This window comes from Enterobacter sp. Ag1, assembly GCA_000277545.1.
Lineage (GTDB): Bacteria > Pseudomonadota > Gammaproteobacteria > Enterobacterales > Enterobacteriaceae > Cedecea.
Genome location: AKXM01000026.1, coordinates 88,053 through 112,550 on the forward strand (window position 1 = coordinate 88,053; position 24,498 = coordinate 112,550).

23 protein-coding genes are annotated in these 24,498 nt (G+C 53.1%); 4 read left to right on the forward strand and 19 right to left on the reverse strand.

Annotated elements, in window-relative coordinates:
• Positions 1–61 precede the first annotated feature (61 nt).
• Positions 62–1,102 (reverse strand): phosphate ABC transporter substrate-binding protein PstS, encoded by a 1,041-nt coding sequence (gene pstS / locus A936_RS11045; RefSeq protein ID WP_008457728.1) that lies wholly within the window; start codon positions 1,100–1,102, stop codon positions 62–64.
• Between the two features lie 192 nt (positions 1,103–1,294).
• Between pstS and A936_RS23475 the strand changes: the two genes are divergently transcribed.
• Positions 1,295–1,678: a hypothetical protein gene (locus A936_RS23475; protein ID WP_157141406.1), complete on the forward strand. Its 384-nt coding sequence runs from the start codon at positions 1,295–1,297 to the stop codon at positions 1,676–1,678.
• 63 nt (positions 1,679–1,741) lie between these two features.
• Here A936_RS23475 and A936_RS11055 read toward each other — a convergent pair whose 3' ends face one another.
• From A936_RS11055 to asnC, 16 genes are all read right to left on the reverse strand, one after another.
• Positions 1,742–2,149: a cupin domain-containing protein gene (locus tag A936_RS11055; RefSeq protein WP_008457733.1), complete on the reverse strand. Its 408-nt coding sequence runs from the start codon at positions 2,147–2,149 to the stop codon at positions 1,742–1,744.
• Positions 2,150–2,318: 169 nt separating this feature from the next.
• The gene (gene glmS, locus A936_RS11060) at positions 2,319–4,148 is read right to left on the reverse strand and encodes a glutamine--fructose-6-phosphate transaminase (isomerizing) (protein WP_008457735.1); all 1,830 of its coding nucleotides are present in this window, start codon (positions 4,146–4,148) and stop codon (positions 2,319–2,321) included.
• 279 nt (positions 4,149–4,427) lie between these two features.
• The gene (gene glmU / locus A936_RS11065; RefSeq protein ID WP_008457737.1) at positions 4,428–5,798 is read right to left on the reverse strand and encodes a bifunctional UDP-N-acetylglucosamine diphosphorylase/glucosamine-1-phosphate N-acetyltransferase GlmU; all 1,371 of its coding nucleotides are present in this window, start codon (positions 5,796–5,798) and stop codon (positions 4,428–4,430) included.
• 295 nt (positions 5,799–6,093) lie between these two features.
• Complete coding sequence (locus A936_RS11070; RefSeq protein WP_008457739.1) at positions 6,094–6,513, reverse strand: F0F1 ATP synthase subunit epsilon; 420 nt, start codon at positions 6,511–6,513, stop codon at positions 6,094–6,096.
• Positions 6,514–6,532: 19 nt separating this feature from the next.
• Positions 6,533–7,915 (reverse strand): F0F1 ATP synthase subunit beta, encoded by a 1,383-nt coding sequence (gene atpD, locus A936_RS11075; protein WP_008457741.1) that lies wholly within the window; start codon positions 7,913–7,915, stop codon positions 6,533–6,535.
• Positions 7,916–8,073: 158 nt separating this feature from the next.
• A complete protein-coding gene (atpG, locus tag A936_RS11080) occupies positions 8,074–8,937 on the reverse strand; it encodes a F0F1 ATP synthase subunit gamma (protein WP_008457744.1) in 864 nt (287 codons plus the stop codon).
• Positions 8,938–8,987: 50 nt separating this feature from the next.
• Entirely contained in the window at positions 8,988–10,529 is a 1,542-nt protein-coding gene (atpA, locus tag A936_RS11085) for a F0F1 ATP synthase subunit alpha (RefSeq protein WP_008457747.1), read from the reverse strand.
• A gap of 12 nt (positions 10,530–10,541) precedes the next feature.
• Positions 10,542–11,075, reverse strand: coding sequence for a F0F1 ATP synthase subunit delta (gene atpH / locus A936_RS11090; protein ID WP_008457749.1), 534 nt, complete (start codon positions 11,073–11,075; stop codon positions 10,542–10,544).
• Between the two features lie 14 nt (positions 11,076–11,089).
• Positions 11,090–11,560 carry a F0F1 ATP synthase subunit B gene (gene atpF / locus A936_RS11095; protein ID WP_008457751.1) on the reverse strand — a complete coding sequence of 157 codons (471 nt, stop codon included), beginning with the start codon at positions 11,558–11,560 and terminating at the stop codon, positions 11,090–11,092.
• A 61-nt stretch (positions 11,561–11,621) separates the two neighbouring features.
• On the reverse strand, positions 11,622–11,861 hold the full coding sequence (atpE, locus tag A936_RS11100; RefSeq protein WP_000429386.1) for a F0F1 ATP synthase subunit C: 240 nt from the start codon (positions 11,859–11,861) through the stop codon (positions 11,622–11,624).
• 47 nt (positions 11,862–11,908) lie between these two features.
• On the reverse strand, positions 11,909–12,727 hold the full coding sequence (gene atpB, locus A936_RS11105; protein WP_008457754.1) for a F0F1 ATP synthase subunit A: 819 nt from the start codon (positions 12,725–12,727) through the stop codon (positions 11,909–11,911).
• Between the two features lie 8 nt (positions 12,728–12,735).
• A complete protein-coding gene (gene atpI / locus A936_RS11110) occupies positions 12,736–13,116 on the reverse strand; it encodes a F0F1 ATP synthase subunit I (RefSeq protein ID WP_008457755.1) in 381 nt (126 codons plus the stop codon).
• Positions 13,117–13,735: 619 nt separating this feature from the next.
• Positions 13,736–14,359: a 16S rRNA (guanine(527)-N(7))-methyltransferase RsmG gene (gene rsmG, locus A936_RS11115; RefSeq protein ID WP_008457757.1), complete on the reverse strand. Its 624-nt coding sequence runs from the start codon at positions 14,357–14,359 to the stop codon at positions 13,736–13,738.
• Between the two features lie 56 nt (positions 14,360–14,415).
• On the reverse strand, positions 14,416–16,305 hold the full coding sequence (gene mnmG, locus A936_RS11120) for a tRNA uridine-5-carboxymethylaminomethyl(34) synthesis enzyme MnmG (protein WP_008457760.1): 1,890 nt from the start codon (positions 16,303–16,305) through the stop codon (positions 14,416–14,418).
• Between the two features lie 370 nt (positions 16,306–16,675).
• On the reverse strand, positions 16,676–17,125 hold the full coding sequence (gene mioC, locus A936_RS11125) for an FMN-binding protein MioC (protein WP_008457762.1): 450 nt from the start codon (positions 17,123–17,125) through the stop codon (positions 16,676–16,678).
• Between the two features lie 89 nt (positions 17,126–17,214).
• Positions 17,215–17,673 (reverse strand): transcriptional regulator AsnC, encoded by a 459-nt coding sequence (gene asnC, locus A936_RS11130; RefSeq protein ID WP_008457765.1) that lies wholly within the window; start codon positions 17,671–17,673, stop codon positions 17,215–17,217.
• A 155-nt stretch (positions 17,674–17,828) separates the two neighbouring features.
• Here asnC and asnA point away from each other — a divergent pair, with 155 nt between their 5' ends.
• On the forward strand, positions 17,829–18,821 hold the full coding sequence (gene asnA, locus A936_RS11135) for an aspartate--ammonia ligase (protein ID WP_008457767.1): 993 nt from the start codon (positions 17,829–17,831) through the stop codon (positions 18,819–18,821).
• Positions 18,822–18,824: 3 nt separating this feature from the next.
• Here asnA and viaA read toward each other — a convergent pair whose 3' ends face one another.
• A complete protein-coding gene (viaA, locus tag A936_RS11140; protein WP_008457768.1) occupies positions 18,825–20,276 on the reverse strand; it encodes an ATPase RavA stimulator ViaA in 1,452 nt (483 codons plus the stop codon).
• Positions 20,273–21,766 (reverse strand): ATPase RavA, encoded by a 1,494-nt coding sequence (gene ravA, locus A936_RS11145; RefSeq protein WP_008457770.1) that lies wholly within the window; start codon positions 21,764–21,766, stop codon positions 20,273–20,275. The genes viaA and ravA overlap by 4 nt, the downstream gene beginning before the upstream one ends.
• Before the next feature lie 224 nt (positions 21,767–21,990).
• Here ravA and kup point away from each other — a divergent pair, with 224 nt between their 5' ends.
• Both kup and rbsD read left to right on the forward strand, forming a co-directional pair.
• Positions 21,991–23,859: a low affinity potassium transporter Kup gene (kup, locus tag A936_RS11150; RefSeq protein WP_008457772.1), complete on the forward strand. Its 1,869-nt coding sequence runs from the start codon at positions 21,991–21,993 to the stop codon at positions 23,857–23,859.
• Positions 23,860–24,074: 215 nt separating this feature from the next.
• Positions 24,075–24,494 carry a D-ribose pyranase gene (gene rbsD / locus A936_RS11155; RefSeq protein WP_008457773.1) on the forward strand — a complete coding sequence of 140 codons (420 nt, stop codon included), beginning with the start codon at positions 24,075–24,077 and terminating at the stop codon, positions 24,492–24,494.
• Positions 24,495–24,498 lie beyond the last annotated feature (4 nt).

A 24,498-nucleotide genomic window follows, 5' to 3' on the forward strand; every position in this document is an offset into this window, starting at 1 on the left:
GTACTCTTCGTAGTTGCTGAATAAACCGGGGTAACATACCTGTTACCCCAGATTTTTGCACTTAGTACAGCGCCTTACCGGAACTGTCTTTTACATTGGTCTTCCATGCAGCGCGAACTTGTTCAACCACAGAGGCTGGCAGCGTTGCGTAATCCAGGGCGTTAGCTTCTTTCGCGCCAGATTTGTATGCCCAGTCAAAGAACTTCAGCACTTCTGCGCCCTGCTCAGGGTTTTTCTGCTCTTTGTGGACCAGGATGAAGGTGGTGGAGGTGATTGGCCACGCTTCGTCACCTTTCTGGTTGGTCAGATCCTGTGCGAAGGATTTGCTCCAGTCAGCGCCTTTAGCCGCGTTAGCAAAGTTTGCTTCGGTCGGGCTAACTGGCTTACCGTCAGCGGACAGCAGCTTGGTGTAAGTCAGGTTGTTCTGCTTAGCATAAGCGTATTCAACGTAGCCAATGGAGCCTGGCAGACGCTGTACGAAGGCTGCGATGCCGTCGTTGCCTTTGCCGCCCAGACCGGTTGGCCAGTTAACGGTAGAGCCTGCGCCAATTTTAGATTTCCACTCTTCGTTCACTTTAGACAGGTAGCTGGTGAACACGAAGGAAGTACCGGAGCCGTCAGCACGACGAACAACCGCGATGTTCTGATCCGGCAGTTTGTGGCCTGGGTTCAGCTTAGCAATCGCCGGGTCGTTCCATTTTTTGATGGTGCCCAGGTAGATGTCACCCAGGGTTTTGCCGTCCAGGACCAGCTCGCCAGACTTGAAGCCAGGCAGGTTAACCGCCAGCACTACGCCACCGATTACGGTAGGGAACTGGAACAGGCCTTCTTGCTGTAATTTGTCATCCGCCAGAGGGGCGTCAGAAGCGCCGAAGTCAACGGTGTTAGCAATGATTTGCTTCACGCCGCCGGAGGAACCGATACCCTGGTAGTTCACCTTGTTACCAGTTTCTTTCTGGTAGGTATCTGCCCACTTGGCATACACCGGCGCAGGGAAGGTTGCACCAGCGCCAGTCAGGCTTGCAGCTGCAAACGCAGTAGAAGCGCTCAGAGATAAGGTCGCGGCGACAACAGTTGCGACAGTGGTACGCATAACGTTCATAATGTCTCCTGCCAGATGTTCGTAAATTGTTGTTTAATTGAATACAGGGTAGAAAATAGGACAGTTTGGTGACAGTTAAATGTACGAATTATGACAGTTTTATGACAATCCGCTCAGCGCCATAAAAAAACACACAACCCCATGTTTTTTAAAGCATCATTAAATTCAGTTTATTTAAAAAGGTGTTTAAAAATGAAAGCCTATCTGTCTGTATTATGTACGATATCACTCATTATGACAGCCTCTACCGTTTACGCTGATGCCGTTGAAGCACGTAATACGGATAGTTTCAGCTCAACGCTCGCCACCTTTTCAGGAAGTAATACCCTCGTCCCTACATCGATTAAGGAAAGCACAATTGTCGAGATGAAGGATCGCCTGGAAAAGTTGCAGTCAAATTACGACGGTAGCGTCAGGAAAATAGATGAGCAGGAAACCAGGCTGGATGAGATGAAAAACAAACTGTCTCAAATGGAAAGTAAAGCCAATGAGCAGCAATCCAAAATGGACAGCCTGAAGCGGGATAACGAGCAGCTTTCCCGCAAGATTGATGAGCTCGCCCAGAAAATTAAATAACAAAAAAGCCCTCAACTGCGTAGAGGGCTTCTCTATGACTCCGCGACAATTTATCCGGCGACGCTAGAGCACGTCTCTGTCCAGCTCGGGCATCATCACCACGCTCTCCTGCTCGTTAGGATCGGTCCGCGAAATAATCACCACCGCAGGCTCATCGGTATTGTTGTAAGGCAGGTGCGGGGTATCCATCGGGATATAAAGAAAACTGCCGGCGGGAAGCTCAAGAAAATGCTCCAGCGCATCGCCATAAAGCACCGACGAAGTTCCGCTCAGGGCATAAATTGCGGTTTCATGGTGTTCGTGCTTGTGGGCTTTAGCCTGCGAACGAGGAGGAATGGTCGCCAGCTGCATATGAATATGCTGCGAATCGACGGCCTCCTTTGAAACACCTACCTGATAAGAAAGCCCCTGCTTGCCTATAAATACTGGCTGCGGCTTGACCAGCCGACAGTGAGGTTTGTTTGCCGACATTTGTTGTTTCCCGCTCAGAAATAAAAACACCCTACAAACTCGCCGTTCGCAGGGTGGATGCGAAAGCTAACCCGGTATCTCGCCCGAGGTTAGCTTCGTTTATAGCATTATTGATCTGGTGAGAAACGGCTTTTCCATCCGCTAATCGCGACTGATTAGTGACAAAAAATTACTCAACCGTTACCGATTTCGCCAGGTTACGCGGCTGGTCCACGTCAGTGCCTTTGATCAGTGCCACGTGGTAGGACAGCAATTGCAGCGGCACGGTGTAGAAGATAGGCGCAATCACCTCTTCCACATGCGGCATCTCGATGATGTGCATGTTGTCGCTGCTGGTAAAGCCGGCGTCACGGTCGGCGAACACATACAGCTGGCCACCGCGGGCGCGAACCTCTTCGATGTTGGATTTCAGTTTTTCCAACAGCTCGTTGTTCGGAGCCACAACGATAACCGGCATATCGGCATCGATCAGCGCCAGCGGGCCGTGCTTCAGCTCGCCTGCCGCATAGGCTTCAGCGTGAATATAGGAGATCTCTTTCAGCTTCAGCGCACCCTCCATGGCGATCGGGTACTGATCGCCACGGCCAAGGAACAGCGCATGATGTTTGTCAGAGAAATCTTCCGCCAGCTGCTCAATGCGTTTGTCCTGGGACAGCATTTGCTCGATACGGCTTGGCAGCGCCTGCAGGCCATGTACGATATCTTGCTCAACCTGTGCGCCAGCGCCTTTCAGGCGGCTCAGCTTAGCCACCAGCATCAACAGTACGGTCAGTTGAGTGGTAAACGCTTTGGTTGAGGCCACGCCGATTTCCGTTCCGGCATTGGTCATCAGCGCCAGGTCGGATTCACGCACCAGAGAAGAGCCTGCCACGTTACAAATCGCCAGCGAACCGAGATAGCCCAGCTCTTTGGAAAGGCGCAGCGCCGCGAGGGTGTCCGCCGTTTCGCCAGACTGGGAAAGGGTGATCATCAGGCTGTTGCGGCGCACCGCAGATTTGCGGTAGCGGAATTCAGAGGCGATTTCGACATCGCAAGGCACGCCGGCCAGCGCTTCAAACCAGTAGCGGGAAACCATGCCTGAGTTATAGGACGTACCGCAGGCTACGATTTGAATATGCTCAACTTGAGAGAGCATTTCATTGGCTTTTGGCCCCAACTCCGTCAAATCCACTTCACCGTGGCTGATGCGCCCGGCCAGGGTGTTTTTGATGGCGTTCGGCTGCTCGTAGATCTCTTTCTGCATGTAATGACGGTAAATGCCTTTGTCGCCCGCGTCATACTGCAGATTGGATTCGATGTCCGGGCGCTGAACCTGCTCGCCTTTAGTATCAAAAACGGTCACCGCGCGACGGGTCACTTCTGCGATATCGCCTTCTTCGAGGAAGATAAAGCGGCGGGTTACCGGCAACAGCGCCAGCTGATCGGAGGCGATAAAGTTTTCACCCATGCCCAGGCCGATGACCATCGGGCTACCGGAACGCGCGGCCAGCAGCACATCCGGGTTACGGGTATCCATGATTACGGTGCCATAAGCGCCGCGAAGCTGAGGAATAGTGCGAAGGACAGCGTCGCGCAGCGTGCCACCCTGCTCCAGTTCCCAATGCACCAGATGAGCAATAACTTCGGTATCCGTCTGGGAGACAAACGTGTAGCCGCGAGACTGCAGCGCTTCACGCAGCGGCTCGTGGTTTTCGATAATACCGTTGTGTACGACCACAATGTGGTCGGAAACATGTGGGTGAGCATTAATTTCTGAAGGTTCGCCGTGCGTTGCCCAACGGGTATGGGCAATCCCGGTGCCGCCATGCAGAGCGGTTTCTTCCGCAGCTTCTGCGAGCTTCTGTACTTTACCCAGACGACGCAGACGGGTCATGTGACCTTTGTCGTCAACAACCGCCAGGCCCGCAGAGTCGTACCCGCGGTATTCCAGACGACGAAGCCCTTCGAGAAGGATTTCAGCGATATCACGTTGCGCCACTGCGCCAACAATTCCACACATAATTTTTAAGTCCTGATAATGGCGTTAGCCATGTGTTGTCGCTGACCTGTTTATTCCGGTTTTCCGGAGCCCCGAGCCTTGTAGAAAGTGGGGTTATTTTTATGGTTACTGCCTTTGGGCGGGGCGTTTTCAAGAACGACCCTCACCCCAGCCCTCTCCCTGGAAGGGAGAGGGCGGAAATCTGTGTTTTGTTCAGCTCCCTGGCCCTTAGAGAGGAAGGGAAAGCTGTCTCAGTCCAGTTGCCTCTCCCTTTGGGGAGAGGGTTAGGGTGAGGGGAAATTACTTTTTCTTAACCGGACGCTGCCAGCCCTGAATGTGTTTCTGTTTTACGCGGCTCATCACCAGTTCATTTTCAGCAATGTCGCGCGTCACTGTCGTCCCGGCGCCAATGGTGACACCGCTGGCCACGGTGATCGGGGCCACCAGTTGAGTATCAGAGCCAACAAACACGTCATCACCAATGATCGTTTTATGTTTGTTCGCGCCATCGTAATTGCAGGTAATTGTGCCTGCACCGATGTTCACGTTGTCGCCAATTTCGGCATCACCGAGGTAGCTCAAATGGCCCGCTTTAGAACCTTTCCCCAGACGAGCTTTCTTCATTTCAACGAAGTTGCCCACGTGAGCGCCTTCCGCTAGTTCCGCGCCAGGGCGCAGGCGGGCAAATGGCCCGATGGTGCAGGCGGCTTCAAGCGTCGCATCTTCAATAACCGTATACGGACTGATTTCGCAGTCATCACCGATGACGGCATTTTTAATCACGCAGCCGGTCCCAATCTTCACGCGGTTACCCAGCGTAACGCGGCCTTCCACAATGACATTAGTATCTATTTCAACATCGCGCCCGTGCGTGAATTCACCGCGTAGATCGAACCGAGCCGGATCGCGGAGCATAACGCCCGCCAGCAGCAGCTTATCGGCCTGCTCCGTCTGGTAAACGCGCTCCAGGCGAGAAAGCTGCAGGCGGTTATTCACGCCTTCGACTTCACTCAGGCGATCCGGATGAACGGCGGCAATTTCACGCCCTTCACCATGAGCCAGAGCAATAATGTCCGTGATGTAAAACTCGCCCTGGGCGTTGTTGTTATCCAGCTTGCCGAGCCAGCGCTTCAGATCTGCGCCGTTAGCCACCAGAATCCCGGTGTTGATTTCATTGATTTTGCGCTGCTCTTCGCTGGCGTCTTTATGCTCAACGATGCCAACGACCTTGCCATTTTCCCGCGCAATGCGGCCGTAGCCGGTCGGATCATCAAGCTTAACGGTCAGCAAACCAATGCCGCCTTGCGGTTTAGCTTCACGCAGGCGCCGTAAAGTCTCGACGGAGATAAGCGGCACATCGCCGTACAGCATCAGAATGTCTTCGTCATCGGCAAAGAACGGCGCCGCCATCTGCATCGCGTGGCCGGTTCCCAGCTGCTCCGCCTGCAGCACCCAGTTAAGCGAGCCGTCGTTCAGGGTTTGCTTTAGCAGATCCCCGCCGTGGCCATACACCAGGTTCACCCGCTGGGCGCCTAATTTATTAGCGGCATCAATGACATGCTGAACCATTGGCTTCCCAGCCAGCGTGTGCAGCACCTTTGGAAGATCTGAGTACATGCGGGTTCCTTTGCCGGCGGCAAGGATAACCACGCTCATTGCGCTGTTTGACATACGTGTCCTGAATCTGTTTAGTGTGTGAAGTAAAGCGATTTAGCCTTGAAAATTCTACATATTTTGCACCAAAAAATACGTTGCTGCTAATTTCACCGCCTTGAGATTATCTGCGTCTTTTATAGCAGTAATCGCGGCAGAATCCATGAGAATTAAGGCCGAAATAGGGGCTAAACACCCCGAGAAAACCGCTATCTAGCTGGTTTTATGGTTATTTTGAGCATGGAATAAAGCTGAGAAATAAAAAATGCCAGTCAGGTTTCCCGGACTGGCATTTGTCTTTTCAAGCAGGTAGTTACATCGCTTTTTTGGTTAACTCGATAACGCGCAGTTTGGCGATCGCTTTAGCCAGTTCAGCAGAAGCCTGAGCGTAATCCACGTCACCATGGGAGCTGTGCATGTGCTCTTCAGCTTTGCGTTTCGCTTCCAGGGCACGCGCTTCGTCGAGATCCTGACCGCGAATTGCGGTGTCAGCCAGGACGGTTACGTTACCCGGCTGCACTTCCAGAACACCGCCGGACAGGTAGATAAACTCTTCATGTCCGTGCTGTTTAACGATGCGAATCATACCAGGCTTAATGGCGGTGAGCAGCGGGGCGTGACCTGGGTAGATACCCAGCTCACCTTCGCTACCCGTTACCTGGATCTTTTCGACCAGACCGGAGAACATTTGCTGCTCCGCGCTGACGACGTCCAGGTGGTAAGTCATAGCCATGTCACCCTCCGATTAGGCGTTAAAGTTTTTTCGCTTTCTCAACGGCTTCGTCGATGGAGCCAACCATGTAGAACGCCTGCTCTGGCAGATGGTCGTATTCGCCGTCCATGATGCCTTTAAAGCCACGGATGGTATCTTTCAGCGAAACGTATTTGCCTGGAGAACCGGTAAAGACTTCTGCTACGAAGAATGGCTGAGACAGGAAGCGCTGGATCTTACGCGCACGTGCTACAACCAGTTTGTCTTCTTCGGACAGTTCGTCCATACCCAGAATCGCGATGATGTCTTTCAGTTCCTGGTAACGCTGCAGGATAGACTGAACGCCACGCGCGGTATCGTAGTGCTCCTGACCAACAACCAGTGGATCCAGCTGGCGGCTGGTGGAGTCCAGCGGGTCAACTGCCGGGTAAATACCCAGAGATGCGATCTGACGGCTCAGCGTAACGGTTGAGTCCAGGTGCGCAAAGGTGGTCGCCGGAGACGGGTCAGTCAAGTCATCCGCAGGAACGTAAACGGCCTGTACGGAGGTGATAGAACCGGTCTTGGTGGAGGTAATACGCTCCTGAAGAACACCCATCTCTTCTGCCAGAGTTGGCTGATAACCTACCGCAGAAGGCATACGACCCAGCAGTGCAGATACTTCTGTACCGGCCAGGGTATAACGGTAGATGTTATCAACGAACAGCAGAACGTCGCGGCCTTCGTCACGGAATTTTTCCGCGATGGTCAGACCGGTCAGCGCTACGCGCAGACGGTTACCTGGTGGCTCGTTCATCTGGCCGTAAACCAGTGCTACTTTATCCAGAACGTTGGAGTCGGTCATTTCGTGGTAGAAGTCGTTACCCTCACGAGTACGTTCACCCACGCCCGCAAACACGGAATAACCGGAGTGCTCGATCGCGATGTTACGGATCAGCTCCATCATGTTTACGGTTTTACCTACGCCCGCACCACCGAACAGACCAACTTTACCGCCCTTAGCGAACGGACAAATCAGGTCGATAACTTTGATGCCGGTTTCCAGCAGTTCCTGAGAGCTGGACAGCTCTTCGTAGGAAGGTGCTGCACGGTGAATAGCCCAACGGTCTTCTTCGCCGATGTCGCCTTTCATGTCGATTGGCTGACCCAGCACGTTCATGATACGGCCCAGGGTCGCTTTACCTACCGGGACTTCGATCGGGTGCTCGAGGTCATTGACTTGCAGACCGCGACGCAGACCGTCGGAGGAACCCATTGCGATGGTACGCACGATACCGCCGCCGAGCTGCTGCTGAACTTCCAGCACCAGCTTCTCATTGTTGTTCTGTACCTCAAGCGCGTCATAAACGCGCGGTACGCCGTCCTGAGGGAACTCGACGTCCACCACGGCGCCGATTACCTGGACAATCTTTCCAGTAGCCATCTTGAATCCTCTACGTAATTCGTTTACCCGTCATATTTCAATTTGCAGATGCGTTGACTGCCTTCCCTCACCTCCGTCACTTACTGAAGTAAGCTCTTGAGGATTTGCTCAGTTGGCGTCTTTCTGCAAACCGAACTATTTAGGGTAATAAACCTGGTTTAAACCGCGGACGCACCACCGACGATTTCGGTAAGTTCCTGAGTAATGCTGGCCTGACGAGCTTTGTTGTATACCAACCGCAGCTCTTTAATCAGGCTGCCGCCGTTATCGGTTGCGGCTTTCATCGCCACCATACGTGCGGCCTGCTCGCTGGCCAGGTTTTCTACGACGCCCTGATAAACCTGAGACTCAACATAACGACGCAGCAGGGTGTCCAGCAGCGCTTTCGGGTCCGGTTCGTACAGGTAGTCCCAGGATTTACGCTTCAGATCCTCATCTTCTGATGCCGGTAACGGCAGCAGCTGAGTGATGGTCGGAACCTGAGACATGGTGTTAACAAATTTGTTGCTGACAACGTACAGCTTGTCCAGACGACCTTCGTCGTAGGCTTGCAGCATCACTTTCACCGGGCCGATCAGTTCAGACAGGGAAGGGGTATCTCCCATGCCGGTAACCTGAGCAACCACGTTGCCGCCAACGGAGTTGAAGAAAGAAACGCCTTTAGAGCCGATCATCGCGAGTTCGCTCTGAACGCCCTTATCGGACCACTCTTTCATATCCGCCAGCACTTTTTTGAACAAGTTAATGTTCAAACCGCCGCACAAACCACGATCGGTCGACACCACCAGGTAGCCCACGCGCTTAACGTCGCGTTCTTCCAGGTATGGGTGCTTATATTCCAGATTACCGTTCGCAAGGTGACCAATCACTTTGCGCATGGTATCTGCATAAGGACGGCTGGCCGCCATGCGATCCTGCGATTTACGCATTTTGGAAGCGGCGACCATCTCCATCGCTTTGGTGATCTTCTGCGTGTTCTGGACGCTTGCGATCTTACTACGTATCTCTTTTGCGCCGGCCATGAGCTTCTCCTCAATGCCTTGCGGCTTGCCCTAGAGCAAGCCGCCAGACGTTACCAGGACTGGGTTGCTTTAAAGGAGTCGAGGATGCCTTTCAGCTTGCCTTCGATCTCGTCGTTATAGCCACCGGTCTGGTTAATTTCTTGCATCAGCGGAGCGTGATCACGGTCAGCGTAAGCCAGCAGAGCGGCTTCGAAGCTACCGATTTTCGCCAGTTCCACGTCTTCGAGGTAACCGCGTTCAGCCGCGAACAGCACCAGACCCTGTTGTGCAACAGACATTGGGGCATACTGTTTCTGTTTCAGCAGCTCGGTCACTTTCTGACCGTGGCTCAGCTGTTTACGGGTGGCTTCATCCAGATCGGATGCGAACTGAGAGAACGCAGCCAGTTCACGATACTGTGCCAGCGCGGTACGAATACCACCGGACAGTTTCTTGATGATCTTGGTCTGAGCAGCACCACCAACACGAGATACCGAAATACCTGGGTTAACTGCCGGACGAATACCGGAGTTAAACAGGTTGGTTTCCAGGAAGATCTGACCATCGGTAATCGAAATTACGTTGGTTGGAACGAACGCAGAAACGTCACCCGCCTGGGTTTCGATGATCGGCAGAGCGGTCAGGGAGCCGGTTTTACCTTTAACTTCACCTTTGGTGAAAGCTTCCACGTATTCCGCGTTAACGCGGGATGCGCGCTCCAGCAGACGGGAGTGGAGGTAGAACACGTCGCCCGGGAACGCTTCACGACCTGGTGGACGACGAAGCAGCAGGGAAACCTGACGATAAGCAACAGCCTGTTTAGACAGGTCATCGTATACGATCAGCGCATCTTCACCGCGGTCACGGAAGTATTCGCCCATTGCGCAACCAGCATATGGTGCCAGGTATTGCAGTGCAGCGGATTCAGAAGCAGTTGCCACAACAACGATGGTGTTGGACAGTGCGCCGTGCTCTTCCAGTTTACGAACCACGTTAGAAATGGTGGACGCTTTCTGGCCGATAGCCACGTACACACATTTAATACCGGAGTCACGCTGGTTGATGATGGCATCGATTGCCATCGCGGTTTTACCGGTCTGACGGTCACCGATGATCAGCTCACGCTGGCCACGGCCGATTGGAATCATCGCATCGACGGATTTATAACCGGTCTGCACCGGCTGGTCGACGGACTGACGTTCGATTACGCCTGGCGCGATAACTTCGATTGGCGAGAAGCCATCGTTATCAACCGGACCTTTACCGTCGATTGGTGCACCCAGGGTGTTCACCACGCGGCCCAACAGGCCACGGCCAACCGGAACTTCCAGAATACGGCCAGTACACTTAACCTTCATGCCTTCGGCGAGGTCAGCGTATGGGCCCATCACTACAGCACCTACGGAGTCGCGCTCCAGGTTCAGTGCGATAGCGTAACGGTTACCCGGCAGGGAAATCATCTCACCCTGCATACAATCGGCCAGGCCGTGAACGCGGATAATACCGTCACTTACAGAAACAATTGTACCTTCGTTATGAGCTTCGCTCACAACATTGAACTGAGCAATGCGCTGCTTGATCAGTTCGCTGATTTCGGTGGAATTCAGTTGCATGCTCCAGTCCCCTTAAGACTGCAAGACGTCTGCAAGGCGTTCAAGACGGCCGCGTACGCTACCGTCAATGACCATATCACCCGACTGGATGATAACGCCCGCCATAACAGACTTATCGATTTTGCAATTCAGCTTAACTTTGCGTGACAGACGTTTTTCCATTGCGGACGTAATGTTTGCAAGCTGTTCATGGCTAAGTTCAGCCGCGGAGGTTACCTGAACCTCTGCAATCGCTTCACTCAGCGCGCGTAAATGCGCGAACTGCTCAAGAACATCCGGGAGCGCTTTTAAACGGCCGTTATCAGCCATCACCTTAATCAGGTTCTGGCCGTTGGCGTCCAGCTGCTCGCCGCAAATGGCGATGAACGAATCTGCGAGCGTTTCTGGTGCCAGGGCACCGGAAAGAAGCTCTTCCATTTGTTCGTTTTTCGTTACCTCGGCAGCAAACGCCAGCATGTTCTGCCAGCGGTCTACGCTCTGGTTTTCGACGGCAAAGTCAAAAGCTGCTTTGGCGTAGGGGCGAGCTACAGTAACAAATTCAGACATCAGCCCCTCCCTCCTTACAGTTCAGCGACCAGTTTATCGACGATGTCGCTGTTAGCAGCTTCATCTACGGAACGTTCGATTATCTTCTCGGCACCGGCAATTGCCAGCAGAGCGACCTGCTTACGCAGCTCTTCACGAGCGCGTTTACGCTCAGCGTCGATTTCTGCCTGAGCCTGCCCAACGATTTTGTTACGTTCCTGCTCTGCCTCAGTTTTCGCTTCATCAAGGATCTGGGCACGGCGTTTGTTCGCCTGCTCAATGATCACCTGAGCTTCCGCTTTGGCTTTTTTCAGCTGGTCGGTCGCGTTGGCCTGTGCAAGGTCAAGGTCCTTTTGAGCACGTTCTGCAGAAGCAAGACCGTCAGCAATTTCTTTCTGACGCTTCTCGATGGCTGCCATTAATGGCGGCCATACGTACTTCATGCAGAACAGAACAAACAGGACAAACGCGATGGCCTGGCCGAGGATTGTTGCGTTAATGTTCACAGCACAATGCCTCTTTGTTAGTTAACGTTCTGATATTACTAGATGACTCAAACATCGCTCACTAGGCGACGGCGAACATCACGTACAGACCCAGACCAACAGCGATCATTGGGATTGCATCCACCAGACCCATAACGATAAAGAACTGAGTACGCAGCAGTGGAATCAGATCTGGTTGGCGTGCAGCGCCTTCCAGGAATTTGCCCCCGAGGATGCCGATACCGATCGCAGCACCGATTGCCGCCAGACCCATCATCACAGCGGCAGCCATGTACAGCAGATCCATATTCAGGTTTTCCATGACAGTCTCCAAGTTTGTTTCAGTTAAACGCAGTAGTGGTAAGTAAATTAATGTTCTTCAGACGCCATCGACAGATAGACGATCGTCAGAACCATGAAGATGAAGGCTTGCAGCGTAATAATCAGGATGTGGAAAATGGCCCACGGCACATTCAGAATCCACTGTGACCACCACGGCAACAGACCTGCAATCAGAATGAAAATCAGCTCACCGGCATACATGTTGCCGAACAGTCGCAGACCCAGTGATACAGGTTTGGACAGCAGGCTTACCCCTTCAAGGATTAAGTTGACAGGAATAAATGCCCAGTGATTGAACGGCTGCAGCGTCAGCTCTTTCGTGAAGCCGCCAATGCCTTTCATTTTGATGCTGTAGAACAGAATGAGGATAAACACGCCTAGCGCCATAGACAGGGTGATATTCACGTCCGCAGACGGCACCACGCGCAGGGCTGGCAGGCCTAAGAAGTGCTCGCCGATAAGCGGCAGCAGATCGATAGGCAACAGATCCATCAAGTTCATCAGGAAGACCCAGACGAAAATCGTCAGGGCGAGTGGAGCGATAACCTTGCTTTTGCCATGGTACATGTCTTTCACGCTGCCATGCACAAAGCCAATAATCAGCTCGATAAAAGTCTGAAATTTACCCGGGACGCCGCTGGTTGCGGTTTTCGCCACTTTACGGAACAACACCAAGAACACCAGCCCCAGAAATACTGAGAAGAACATGGAGTCGATGTTGAGCGTCCAGAAGGTAGCCGGGGGGTTATGCGGATCCACCAGCGAGAAAGTACGCAGGTCCAACTGAAGGTTATTCAGGTGGTGACCTATATACTCCTGCGGTGTAGAGATTTCTCCTGCAGACATGATGCCTCTTACCCTTTGTTGTTAATTACAGCTGGTGCGAGTATCTGCACAACCAGCACCGAAACCCACGTCACTATTAGCGGCAATACCACCGCCTTAAAGTACGCCAGCGCCACCACTAAAATGATGAAGGTCGCAATCACCTTTAGCACTTCGCCGAAAGCGAATGTCCAGGCCACTCGGCCTTTTGCGGGTGTATGCGCCTGATGACGCCAGGCAAAAATCATAAACAGCGCGTTTGGCAACCAAACCGCCAGGCCTCCACCGAGAGCGGAAGCGCCCCAAGAAGGAGCTTTAAGGCAAAACAGCAGTCCAATTGCTACCACAGCCAGAAGTTGGATGAACAGAAGCTTGCGGGCTACATTCTTACTCAAGAGCGACACAGACATGACGTTTCCTAACTCCTGCTACCTATGAGGTATGTCGCGTGTCGTATAAAACTGTCTTTGCGACGCTGAGTCAAGCCTCAAAAAGCGAGCAAATTATACGGTGCGGCCCAGTGATTTCAAACAATAAGTAGCGAAAAGGTGAACAAATGTTTAATTAATTTTCCGCAGAGCCGTTTTCTGACTTTTGGTGAATCGCATCGGCTTCCTCAAAAAGTGCAAATAAGCCGAAATCCCTGACAGCAAAGCGTGCACACGATCACAAATTAAACATCTTATCGGCAGACATTATTTTGCCGCTTAAGAAAGCACTAATTACAGATGACTGATAATTAAGCTGATTAATGTGCACTCTGTTTAAAACAAGCTGAAACATCATAAAAACCTTTCATTGACATTCCAGTTAAACTTTTAACATCCGACAAAGGCCGTTTTTCGGCATAATTTTAGCCGGATGATATTTTCGAATAAAATTATTACCCTGGTAATTAATCACTTTTAAGTTAAAAACAGGATAAATCCGAGTTAAAGATTGGTTAAATGTAACCAACCATTACATCGATCGCCCCGTCTTTTTTCAACCTCAGTGAAACATCTCTATCGCGTCGTTTTTTGATAAATATTAAGTTTTGTTTGCCTTAATCAGCACCAAATGCCTCTCCCCTTCCAGGCTCGGCACGTTGAGTTTGACGATATTTTCAACGGTGAATCCGGCAGGCAGTTGGGTAATTTCTTCATCCGGACGCACCCCTTTCAGCGCATAGAACTTCCCGTGCGCAGCAGGCAGATGGTGACACCAGTTCACCATGTCGCTTAGCGAGGCAAAAGCCCGGCTGATAACGCCGTCAAACGGAGGTTCCGCCGGAAAATCCTCCACGCGACTTTGTACCGGAGTAATGTTTTCCAGCTTCAGCTCGTGCTGGACCTGACGCAGGAATCGCACACGCTTGCCGAGGCTGTCCAACAGGGTGAAATGCGAATCAGGGCGCACGATTGCCAGCGGTATCCCAGGCAGACCAGGGCCCGTGCCAACGTCGATAAACCGGCTGCCCTGCAAATGCGGTTCGACCACAATGCTATCCAGAATATGCCGCACCAGCATTTCATCAGGATTACGCACCGAAGTGAGGTTATAGGCCTTGTTCCATTTGTCGAGCAGCGAAACATAGCCCACCAGTTGCTGCTGCTGATTTTCAGGGAGAGTGATGCCCGCTTCTTTCAGCAGGCGAGATAATTTAGTCAGCACGTCATAAACCCATCAAAAAAAGAGGCCAGGATTGCCTGGCCTGTTGTCGTCTGTTTTTAAGCGCTGCGTCGCAGCAGCCCTTGTTTTTTAAGCCAGACAAGCAAAATAGAGATTGCCGCAGGGGTAATACCCGAGATGCGCGATGCCTGTCCAATGGAAACCGGTTTGTGATCGTTAAGTTTGGCGATCACTTCGTTAGACAGCCCGCTCACCTGACTATAGTCGAGCGTGGCTGGCAACACAGTATTCTCATTGCGCTGCTGTTTTTCAATCTCATCCTGCTGGCGCGCGATGTAGCCTTCGTATTTAACCTGGATCTCGACCTGTTCGGCAGCCTGAGGATCTTGAAGTCCTGGCGCAAAGGTCGACAGCTGGGTCATCGCAGCGTAGGTCATTTCTGGGCGACGCAGCAGATCTTCGCCGTTAGCTTCTTTGGAAAGCGGGGCACTGAGCTGCGCGTTCACCTCTGCTACCTGCTCAGAGTTCGGGTGCAGCCAGATATCTTTCAGGCGCTGGCGCTCACGTTCGATCATTTCCAGCTTATCGTTGAAACGAGCCCAGCGAGCATCATCGACCAGACCCAGCTCACGACCGGCTTCGGTGAGACGCAGATCGGCGTTGTCTTCACGCAGCATCAGGCGATATTCAGCCCTGGAAGTAAACATACGGTACGGTTCTTTGGTCCCCAGAGTGCACAGGTCATCAACCAGCACGCCAAGGTAAGCCTGATCGCGACGCGGTGCCCAACCCTCTTTCTCGGCAGAGAAGCGTGCGGCATTGAGACCGGCAAGCAGGCCCTGAGCAGCGGCCTCTTCGTAACCGGTGGTGCCGTTGATCTGACCAGCAAAGAATAGCCCCTGGATAAACTTGCTTTCCAGCGTTGGTTTCAGATCGCGCGGATCGAAAAAGTCATACTCAATCGCGTAGCCTGGGCGAACGATCTTCGCATTCTCCATTCCCTTCATCGAACGAACGATTTGCATCTGAACGTCAAACGGCAGGCTGGTGGAGATCCCGTTCGGGTAAATTTCGTTGCTGGTCAGCCCTTCAGGCTCCAGGAAGATTTGGTGCGCGTTGCGATCGGCAAAACGCATCACTTTGTCTTCGATAGACGGGCAGTAACGAGGACCAATGCCTTCGATAATCCCTGCATACATTGGACTGCGGTCGAGGTTATTACGAATGACCTCGTGAGTTTGCTCATTGGTATGCGTGATGTAGCAAGGTACCTGCTCCGGGTGCTGGTTCACGTTCCCCATGAAGGAGAAGACCGGCATCGGGTTATCTCCGTGCTGCGGAGCAAGTACGCTGAAATCAATGGTGCGGGCGTCAATGCGCGGAGGTGTCCCGGTTTTCAGGCGACTGACGCGCAAAGGCAGTTCACGTAAGCGACGTGAGAGCGGGATCGACGGAGGATCGCCTGCACGGCCGCCGCTGTAGTTATCCAGCCCGATGTGGATCTTACCATCCAGGAAGGTGCCTACCGTCAGCACAACCGCTTTCGCGCGGAATTTAAGCCCCATCTGGGTGACCGCACCGACGACACGATCGTTCTCAACGATAAGATCTTCAACCGCCTGCTGGAAAATCATCAGGTTTGGCTGGTTCTCCAGCGCGGTGCGCACGGCCTGCCGGTAAAGCACACGGTCTGCCTGAGCGCGAGTGGCGCGGACTGCCGGGCCTTTGCTGGCGTTTAGTATTCTAAACTGAATACCTGCATGATCGATCGCGGTAGCCATCAGGCCACCGAGAGCATCCACTTCCTTAACCAAATGTCCCTTGCCAATACCGCCAATAGCCGGGTTACAGGACATCTGTCCCAGCGTGTCGATATTGTGTGTCAGAAGCAGGGTCTGCTGACCCATACGAGCTGCGGCCATTGCCGCCTCTGTGCCTGCATGACCCCCGCCGATGATAATGACGTCAAAAGGATCTGGATAAAACATGGTAACTGCCTCGGTTTCGCGAATGAGGGTTTGTGACTTCCCGGGCTGGGGATTCTACTCAACTTTAGTCTTTCGAGAAAGCATCGGGATCTTCGGTTATTAAAAGAAGATCTTTTTTATTTAAAGATCTCTTTATTGTGATCTCTTATTAGGATCGACCACCTCTGTGGATAAGCCATTTATCCATTTTAGGATCAACAACCTGGAAAGGATCGTTTGCTGTGTACTACCGGTGATCCCAGACCGTATAAGCTGGGATCAGAATTGAGGTTTATGCACAACTCAAAAAGTGAACAGCGGTTGTTATTGGGATAACTACGGGTTAATCCAAGCTTTTAACCAGAGTTATCCACATCTGATCGCGCAATCTTTACACTTCAGGGAGTAAATTAATCCAGGAACCAACCCAAATTTCGGCTGGATCCTCAGGAATGTCGTGATCGAGGATGTTAATTTTGAGCAAGGATCCTATGCGGGTTGCACCACATTCGGTCAAAAGCAGATCGATCTTCTCTATAGCACCGCAAAACGTGTCGTATTCACGGCTGCCGATCCCGATCGCGCCATAGCTTACGTCGCTCAGATCCGGGCGCTGTTCATTTATAGCGTCATAGAAAGGCTGCAGGTTGTCCGGCAGATCGCCAGCACCATGTGTGGAAGAGACCACCAGCCAGATACCGCTGGCTTTAAGATCTTCTAAAAGAGGGCCATGCAGCATTTCAGTGCCGTGTCCCGCTTCTTCAAGCTTCTCTGCCAGATGTTCTGCTACATATTCGGCACTACCCAGAGTACTGCCGCTAATCAGAGTGATATCAGCCATTGTGTCCCGCCTTTTCAAATCGTCGCGTATTGTACGCTGTGAAAGAGCGGGGATCTACCTGTGGATAATATGGGTATTAAAATTAACGATCAGGGCCGGATAGTGCGCATGATCGGGTTCTGCAGCGAGATCAGCGTTTCAGTGGACTGAATTTCATCGATTGTTTGGATCTTGTTGATAAGTACCTGCTGGAGGGCATCAATGGATCGGCACATCACCTTAATAAAGATGCTGTAGTGGCCGGTGGTGTAGTAAGCCTCGGTCACCTCATCCAGGTTTTCCAGCTTGGTCAGAGCGGAGGGATAATCTTTGGCGCTTTTCAGAATGATGCCAATAAAGCAGCAGACATCGTAGCCGAGCTGCTTCGGGCTGATGTCGATACGCGCCCCGGTAATGATCCCCGCCTGCTTCATCTTTTCGACGCGGACGTGAATGGTGCCCGGGCTGACGCCAAACTGTTTGGCCAGTTCTGCATATGCGGTGCGGGCATTGGCCATTAATGCTTCGAGTATGCCGCGATCGAGATTGTCGATCTGATAATTATCCATCACTTTTTCCTATGATAAATGCCGATTTTCCATTTTTTATAGCCCTAAATTCGTTGATTAAAAAGAGGCTGGCCTTTTTTATTGTTGATTATTGAATACGGTGACGTTTCTGTTGCTTAATCGATGACAGAAACACCACAACAAAGAGAAAAGCCATGAAAACCGCCTGGATTGCTAAACAACGTCAGATCAGTTTTGTGAAAACCCATTTTTCCCGTCAGCTGGAAGAGAAGCTGGGCCTGATAGAAGTACAGGCGCCGATCCTCAGCCGCGTAGGGGATGGCACACAGGACAACCTTTCTGGCAGCGAGAAAGCAGTGCAGGTGAAGGTGAAAACCTTGCCGCAGGCGCAGTTTGAAGTGGTGCATTCGCTGGCCAAATGGAAAAGAAAAACGCTCGGCCAGCACGACTTCAGCGCGGGCGAAGGGCTTTACACGCACATGAAAGCTCTTCGCCCCGATGAAGACCGTTTATCCCCGATTCACTCGGTCTATGTCGATCAGTGGGACTGGGAACGCGTGATGGGTGACGGCGAACGCCACACCGGCACGCTAAAACAAACCGTAGAGAGCATCTGGGCGGCAATTAAGTCTACCGAGGCTGAAGTGAGTGAGCGGTTTGGCCTGGCCGCCTTGCTGCCGGAGAAAATCCATTTTGTTCACAGCGAAACGTTATTGCAGCGCTTCCCTGGTCTGGACGCAAAAGGCCGCGAGCGGGCTATCGCTAAAGAACTTGGCGCGGTCTTCTTAATCGGTATCGGGGGCAAGCTGTCGGACGGGAAACGTCACGACGTCCGCGCCCCGGATTATGATGACTGGTCAACCGGCGGGGAAGCAGGTTTACCGGGGCTGAACGGCGATATCCTGGTCTGGAACCCGGTGCTGGAAGATGCGCTGGAGCTTTCTTCTATGGGGATCCGCGTGGATGCGGACACCCTGAAGCGCCAACTGGCGATCACCGGAGATGAAGACAGGCTCCAGCTCGAATGGCACCAGTCGCTGGTGAAAGGTGAAATGCCGCAAACCATCGGCGGCGGCATTGGCCAGTCCCGCCTGACGATGCTGCTGCTTCAGCTGCCGCATATTGGCCAGGTTCAGTGCGGCATCTGGTCGCCAGAAGTGCAGGCTAAGGTTAGCGACCTGCTGTGAGTCTTAGCGCCGCCAGCGACGCAGCAGGCGGCTTCTCATCCCGGTGTCAAAGCGCCAGATATGGTCAAAGATGCGCATGATGCCGGGTTTTCCATGCCCCGACATGGCGACCGCGTGAAAGCGGTTCTGATACTGCCGCTGCAGCGCCTTCACGCTGCTGACGACATCATCCGGCAGCCGCTGGGCGATAAAGTCTGAGATCACCACCGCATCGGCATCGTGCCAGTCTCCGGTTTGCATTTTTTCCAGGATCGAGCGGAAACAGCTGGCAAGATCCGTCCCGCCGCTGAAGTGCTGGCTTAAAAAACGGATCGCCTGATCGATGCCGTCCCGCCCGCTGACCTCATAGCGCACCACTTCGCTGGAAAACAGCATAATAAAGCAGCGCCGGTTGTCGGCGAGGGCAATGCGCATCAGCGCCAGGCAAAAAGCCTTTGCGCATTGCTCGTTGAATCCGCCCATGGAGCCGGAAGTGTCCACGCAGACAATAAATGGCCCGCGAGGTTGTTCGTCAAAATCCTGATGGGCGACCGGGCGTTCGATGATTTTTTCACGCCATGCGTCACCGTGCAGACGGTAAGTGAGCAGTTGCTTCTCCACCAGGCGGCGGTAGAACTCAAATTCCAGTTCGGTAATCCCCAGGGTTGCCAGTTCGGGCGGCAGCAGGCGCAGGATATCGTCGCTGCGCTGTAGGCCGTCAACCTGTTCGGGCACGGTGGCAGGTTCCCGAACCAGCATACGCCAGGGCTCCGTGGGGGAATCTTTCCGCGGGACCGATTTTGCCTCGCGGGAGCGGCCCAGCTGTTCGGCAAGCTGCATCAGCTCGGGCTGGCCGGTGAGAAACTCGCCGTATTGCACAATCAGCTGATAGTCCCCGCGCTTGAGCGCGCCGCCGCTCATGTCCCACAGCTTGCCCGCTGCTTTATCGTTTTCGGCAAGTGCGGGGTCCAGTTGCCCGCTAAGTGCCAGCCGCTCCTGAATCTCCGCCAGCAGCTTGTCGCGCTCGTCTTCTAACAGCTGCTGGTTAAGCGACGTGGCCTGTACAACTAGGCTCAACCGCCAGCGCTGCAGAAACAGCGTATGCTGCGCCGGGGTGAAGTGCGGGTTATCAGCCACCAGCGTTTTGGCCTGTTCATAGAACGGCGAGCCGAGCTTATGCAGCAGCTGAATAATTTCCGGCAGCCGCATGATGAGCTGCCCGGTGGTGAGTAACTGACTCTGCTGGTAGCAAAGGACTTCCTGCGCCAGCTCATCCGGGACGTGTCCGTCCTTCAGTCGGCCTTTGAGCTGGTCTCGCCAGCGAGGTAAGTCTTCACTAACTGCTTTTTTCAAACGCGGGAATTTTTCGAAAAACACCGCCAGCTGCGGGGCAGCCAGCAGGGTAATAATGATCTCTTCTATCAGTTCGCCTTCACCAATAGTCAGGATCATATCCAGCGTTTCAACGCTTATCATTGCCGGGCCTGTTTCAGCTGTGCCGCAACGTCCTGCAGGCTGGCTTCAATTTTTCCCAGCCAGTCGCTTTCAATAAACAGGCATTTTTGCTGATCGTTAAAGCGCTCGTGCTGCTGGTGTAACGCGGCGTCGAGATCGTCAAACTGCTTTTTGATCTCATCCGGTACGCCCTGTTGCTGGTGGCCCGGCAGCGCCAGCCGTGTGGCCTGAAGGCTAACATCGCGAATGGTCAGGTGCAGGCTGTTGTCCACTTCAAGGTTAAGCAACTGCGCAAAACCAATGCCGTTCAACTTGCCGCGGATCTCGCCTCCTTTATTAAGCCACTGCGCCAGCGCCTCACGCGCCAGGGTGATATGAATCACTTCGATATCGTGCAGTTTCAGCGGCTTTTGCAGTAAAAGCGTTAGCGTTTCGCCGGTTATCTCATCCGGGAGCTGGTATTGCGGCTTGCGGCTGAACATACCGGTCTGCTTGAGCACGGTGAAAGCGTCCCGATCGCTGCTTTGCTGCTGAAGCTGGAGGCGGCGCTGGACGATACCGCTGAGCTTGCTCAGAATGGCCTGCTGCTGCCACGCGTGGCCGGTCATCAATACTTCAATCTGCTGCTGCATCAAATTCATGGTTGCCGTGTCGTGCCACAGACAGTCTTTGAGCAGGATAAGATCGATAGGCGCCACGGCATCGCGGCCGTTAAAGAAGGCGCTGGCCTGCAGCAGACGAATGGCTTTTTTCCAGCGGCGATCGGATACATAAGGTGCCCCCGGCGTGGCCTCAAGCAGCTGCCTCAGGGTGAAGATCAGTTCAAAAACGTCGTCCGGCAGCGCGACGCCGCCAATTTGCTGCTGCCAGGTGAAATATTCTTCATCGGTAACCTGCAGGTTTTCGGTGACCGGATTAAAGTTTTCGTCGTGCTGGCTGATGAGCATTGAGCGGAAATTCGCTTTGTCCTGTACTTTGTCGAGCCACAGGCGGATTAGCATCCGGTCATACAGCGCTTCCAGGCTACTGTCCGCTTCGGGCAATTCGTTGGAGGCGGCCACCAGCAGGCGCATGGGGATTTTGTCTTCGCTGGCGCCATTGCGGAAGCGGCGTTCATTAATGGCGGTCAGCAGGGTGTTTAGAATTGCCGGGCCGGCTTTCCAGATCTCATCCAGAAACACGATTTCGGCTTCCGGCAGGTAGCCGGCGGTCAGGCGCTCATAGCGGCCTTCATCTTTCAGCGCCTGAATAGAAAGCGGGCCAAAAACTTCTTCTGGCGTTGAGAAGCGAGTCATTAGATATTCAAAGGCGCGCGCTTCGCGAAAGGCGAATTTCAGGCGGCGGGCGATCAGGCTTTTTGCAATGCCTGGCGGACCAAGTAAAAAGACGCTTTCGCCGCTCAGCGCCGCCAGCAAACAGAGACGAACGGCGTGCTGACGTTCAAAAAGTCCCTTTTCCAGCGCCTGGCTGAGACGAGAAATTCTTTCAGCCAGCAAATGTGATTGAGCCATAATTAGCTTTGCATCCTTACGCGGTTAACCCTGTGGAGAAACGCGAGTATAGCGTTTATTTTTAGCCAGTTAATGTGCTGATTATGCCGCATGCAACGTTTGAGCTGAGATAAGTCAAATGCATTTAGGAGTACGATTTACACAATTATCGTGCATACTGTGCGCCGTTTTGTGGGCCAAGGGACTAAGCACACGTTTTCGGGATTCCAACAAAAGATTAGTCTATGAGCGCTGATAATAAACAATCGTTGCCGGCCGTTACGCTGGCTGCTATCGGGGTTGTGTACGGTGATATAGGTACCAGCCCGCTTTATACCCTTCGTGAATGTCTGTCCGGGCAGTTTGGGTTTGGCGTTGAACGCGACGCCGTGTTTGGCTTTTTGTCGTTAATTTTTTGGCTGTTGGTACTGGTCGTCTCCATCAAATATCTCACCTTCGTGATGCGGGCGGATAACGCCGGGGAAGGCGGGATCTTAACGCTAATGTCGCTTGCCGGGCGTAATACGACGGCGCGAATGACCTCTGTACTGGTGATCATGGGGTTGATTGGCGGCAGCTTCTTCTACGGCGAGGTGGTTATCACACCGGCGATATCGGTGATGTCGGCCATAGAGGGTCTTGAGATAGCCGCGCCGCAGCTCGATCAGTACATTGTTCCCCTTTCTATTATTGTTCTGACGCTGCTGTTTATGATTCAGAAGCACGGCACCGGGATGGTGGGCAAGCTGTTTGCTCCGGTGATGCTGCTGTGGTTCCTGACGCTCGCTGTTCTGGGCGCGCGCAGTATCATCGGCAACCCGGAAGTTCTGCAGGCGCTTAACCCGGCCTGGGCGGTGAATTTCTTCGTGCAGTACAAAGCCGTGTCGTTCGTTGCTCTCGGCGCTGTTGTGCTGGCTATAACCGGGGTTGAAGCGCTATATGCCGATATGGGGCACTTTGGTAAGCTCCCGATTCGCATCGCATGGTTTATCGCGGTTCTGCCTTCATTAGTTCTGAACTATTTTGGCCAGGGCGCGCTGCTATTAAAGAACCCGGAAGCGATTAAAAACCCGTTCTTCCTGCTGGCTCCTGACTGGGCGCTGATCCCGCTCCTGGTTCTGGCGACGCTGGCAACGGTTATTGCCTCTCAGGCCGTGATTTCCGGCGTATTCTCGCTGACTCGTCAGGCGGTTCGCCTGGGTTATCTCTCGCCAATGCGTATCATCCATACCTCGGAAATGGAGTCCGGGCAGATTTACATTCCGGCGATTAACTGGATTCTGTATATCGCCGTGGTGATCGTCATCGTTAGCTTCGAACATTCAAGTAACCTGGCGGCGGCATACGGGATCGCAGTAACCGGCACGATGGTGCTGACCTCGATTCTCTGCTGCACCGTCGCGCGCAAAAACTGGCACTGGAATAAAATTGCCGTGCTCCTGATGTGCGTAGGCTTCCTGTTTATCGACGTGCCGCTGTTCTCTGCTAACCTCGAGAAAATCGTCTCTGGCGGCTGGCTGCCGCTCACGCTGGGGCTTGTCATGTTTACCATCATGACGACGTGGAAGAGCGAGCGTTTCCGCCTGCTGCGCCGTATGCACGAGCACGGTAACTCGCTGGAAGCGATGATTGCGTCCCTTGAGAAGTCTCCGCCGGTTCGCGTGCCGGGCACCGCGGTTTATATGTCTCGCGCGTTGAACGTGATCCCGTTTGCTATGCTGCATAACCTGAAGCACAACAAAGTGCTGCATGAGCGAGTCGTATTGCTGACGCTGCGCACCGAAGATGCCCCATACGTTCACAACGTTAAACGCGTTTCTATTGAGCAGCTGTCACCCACCTTCTGGCGCGTGGTGGCCAGCTACGGCTGGCGTGAAACGCCGAACGTGGAAGAGATTTTCCACCGCTGTGGTTTGGAAGGCCTAAGCTGTCGGATGATGGAAACCTCGTTCTTCATGTCGCATGAGTCGCTGATTATCGGCAAACGTCCGTGGTATCTCCGCCTGCGCGGCAAGCTGTTCCTCGCCCTGCAGCGAAATGCCCTGCGCGCGCCTGACCAGTTTGAGATCCCGCCGAACAGGGTTATCGAGCTGGGCACCCAGGTCGAGATTTAAGTCAGCCAGTCTTTACTGGCCTGATGCCCTCACCCCGACCCTCTCCCACAAGAAGAGGGCGCAAAGACTAAAAAAACGGTACTCAGGTACCGTTTTGCATTTATTAGCGAAACGTTTCGATGTTGATCACACTTCTTTAACCTGGTGGTTGTTTAACCGCCACCTCTTTTCCTACACTCATTATCAGCGAAACGTTTCGCTAGTGGAGCAGGAAAATGAAGAAAGGTACCGTTCTTAACGCTGATATTTCGGCCGTTATCTCCCGTCTGGGGCACACCGATTCACTGGTGATTGCCGATGCCGGGCTGCCAATTCCGCGCCATACCCAGCGCATTGATTTGGCATTAACTCACGGCGTTCCGGGCTTTATGCAGGTCGTGGATGTGGTAACGCAGGAAATGCAGGTTGAGGCGGCAATCATTGCTTCTGAAATCAAACAATATAATCCCGCGCTTCACGAAACGTTGCTCAGCCATATTGAGCAACTGCAAAAACACCAGGGAAACACCATAACTATTCGTTACATCAGCCATGAGCAGTTCAAGCAGCACACCGCGGATGCACATGCGGTTATTCGCAGCGGGGAGTGTTCCCCGTATGCGAATATCATTCTCTGTGCCGGCGTAACCTTCTGAGGAG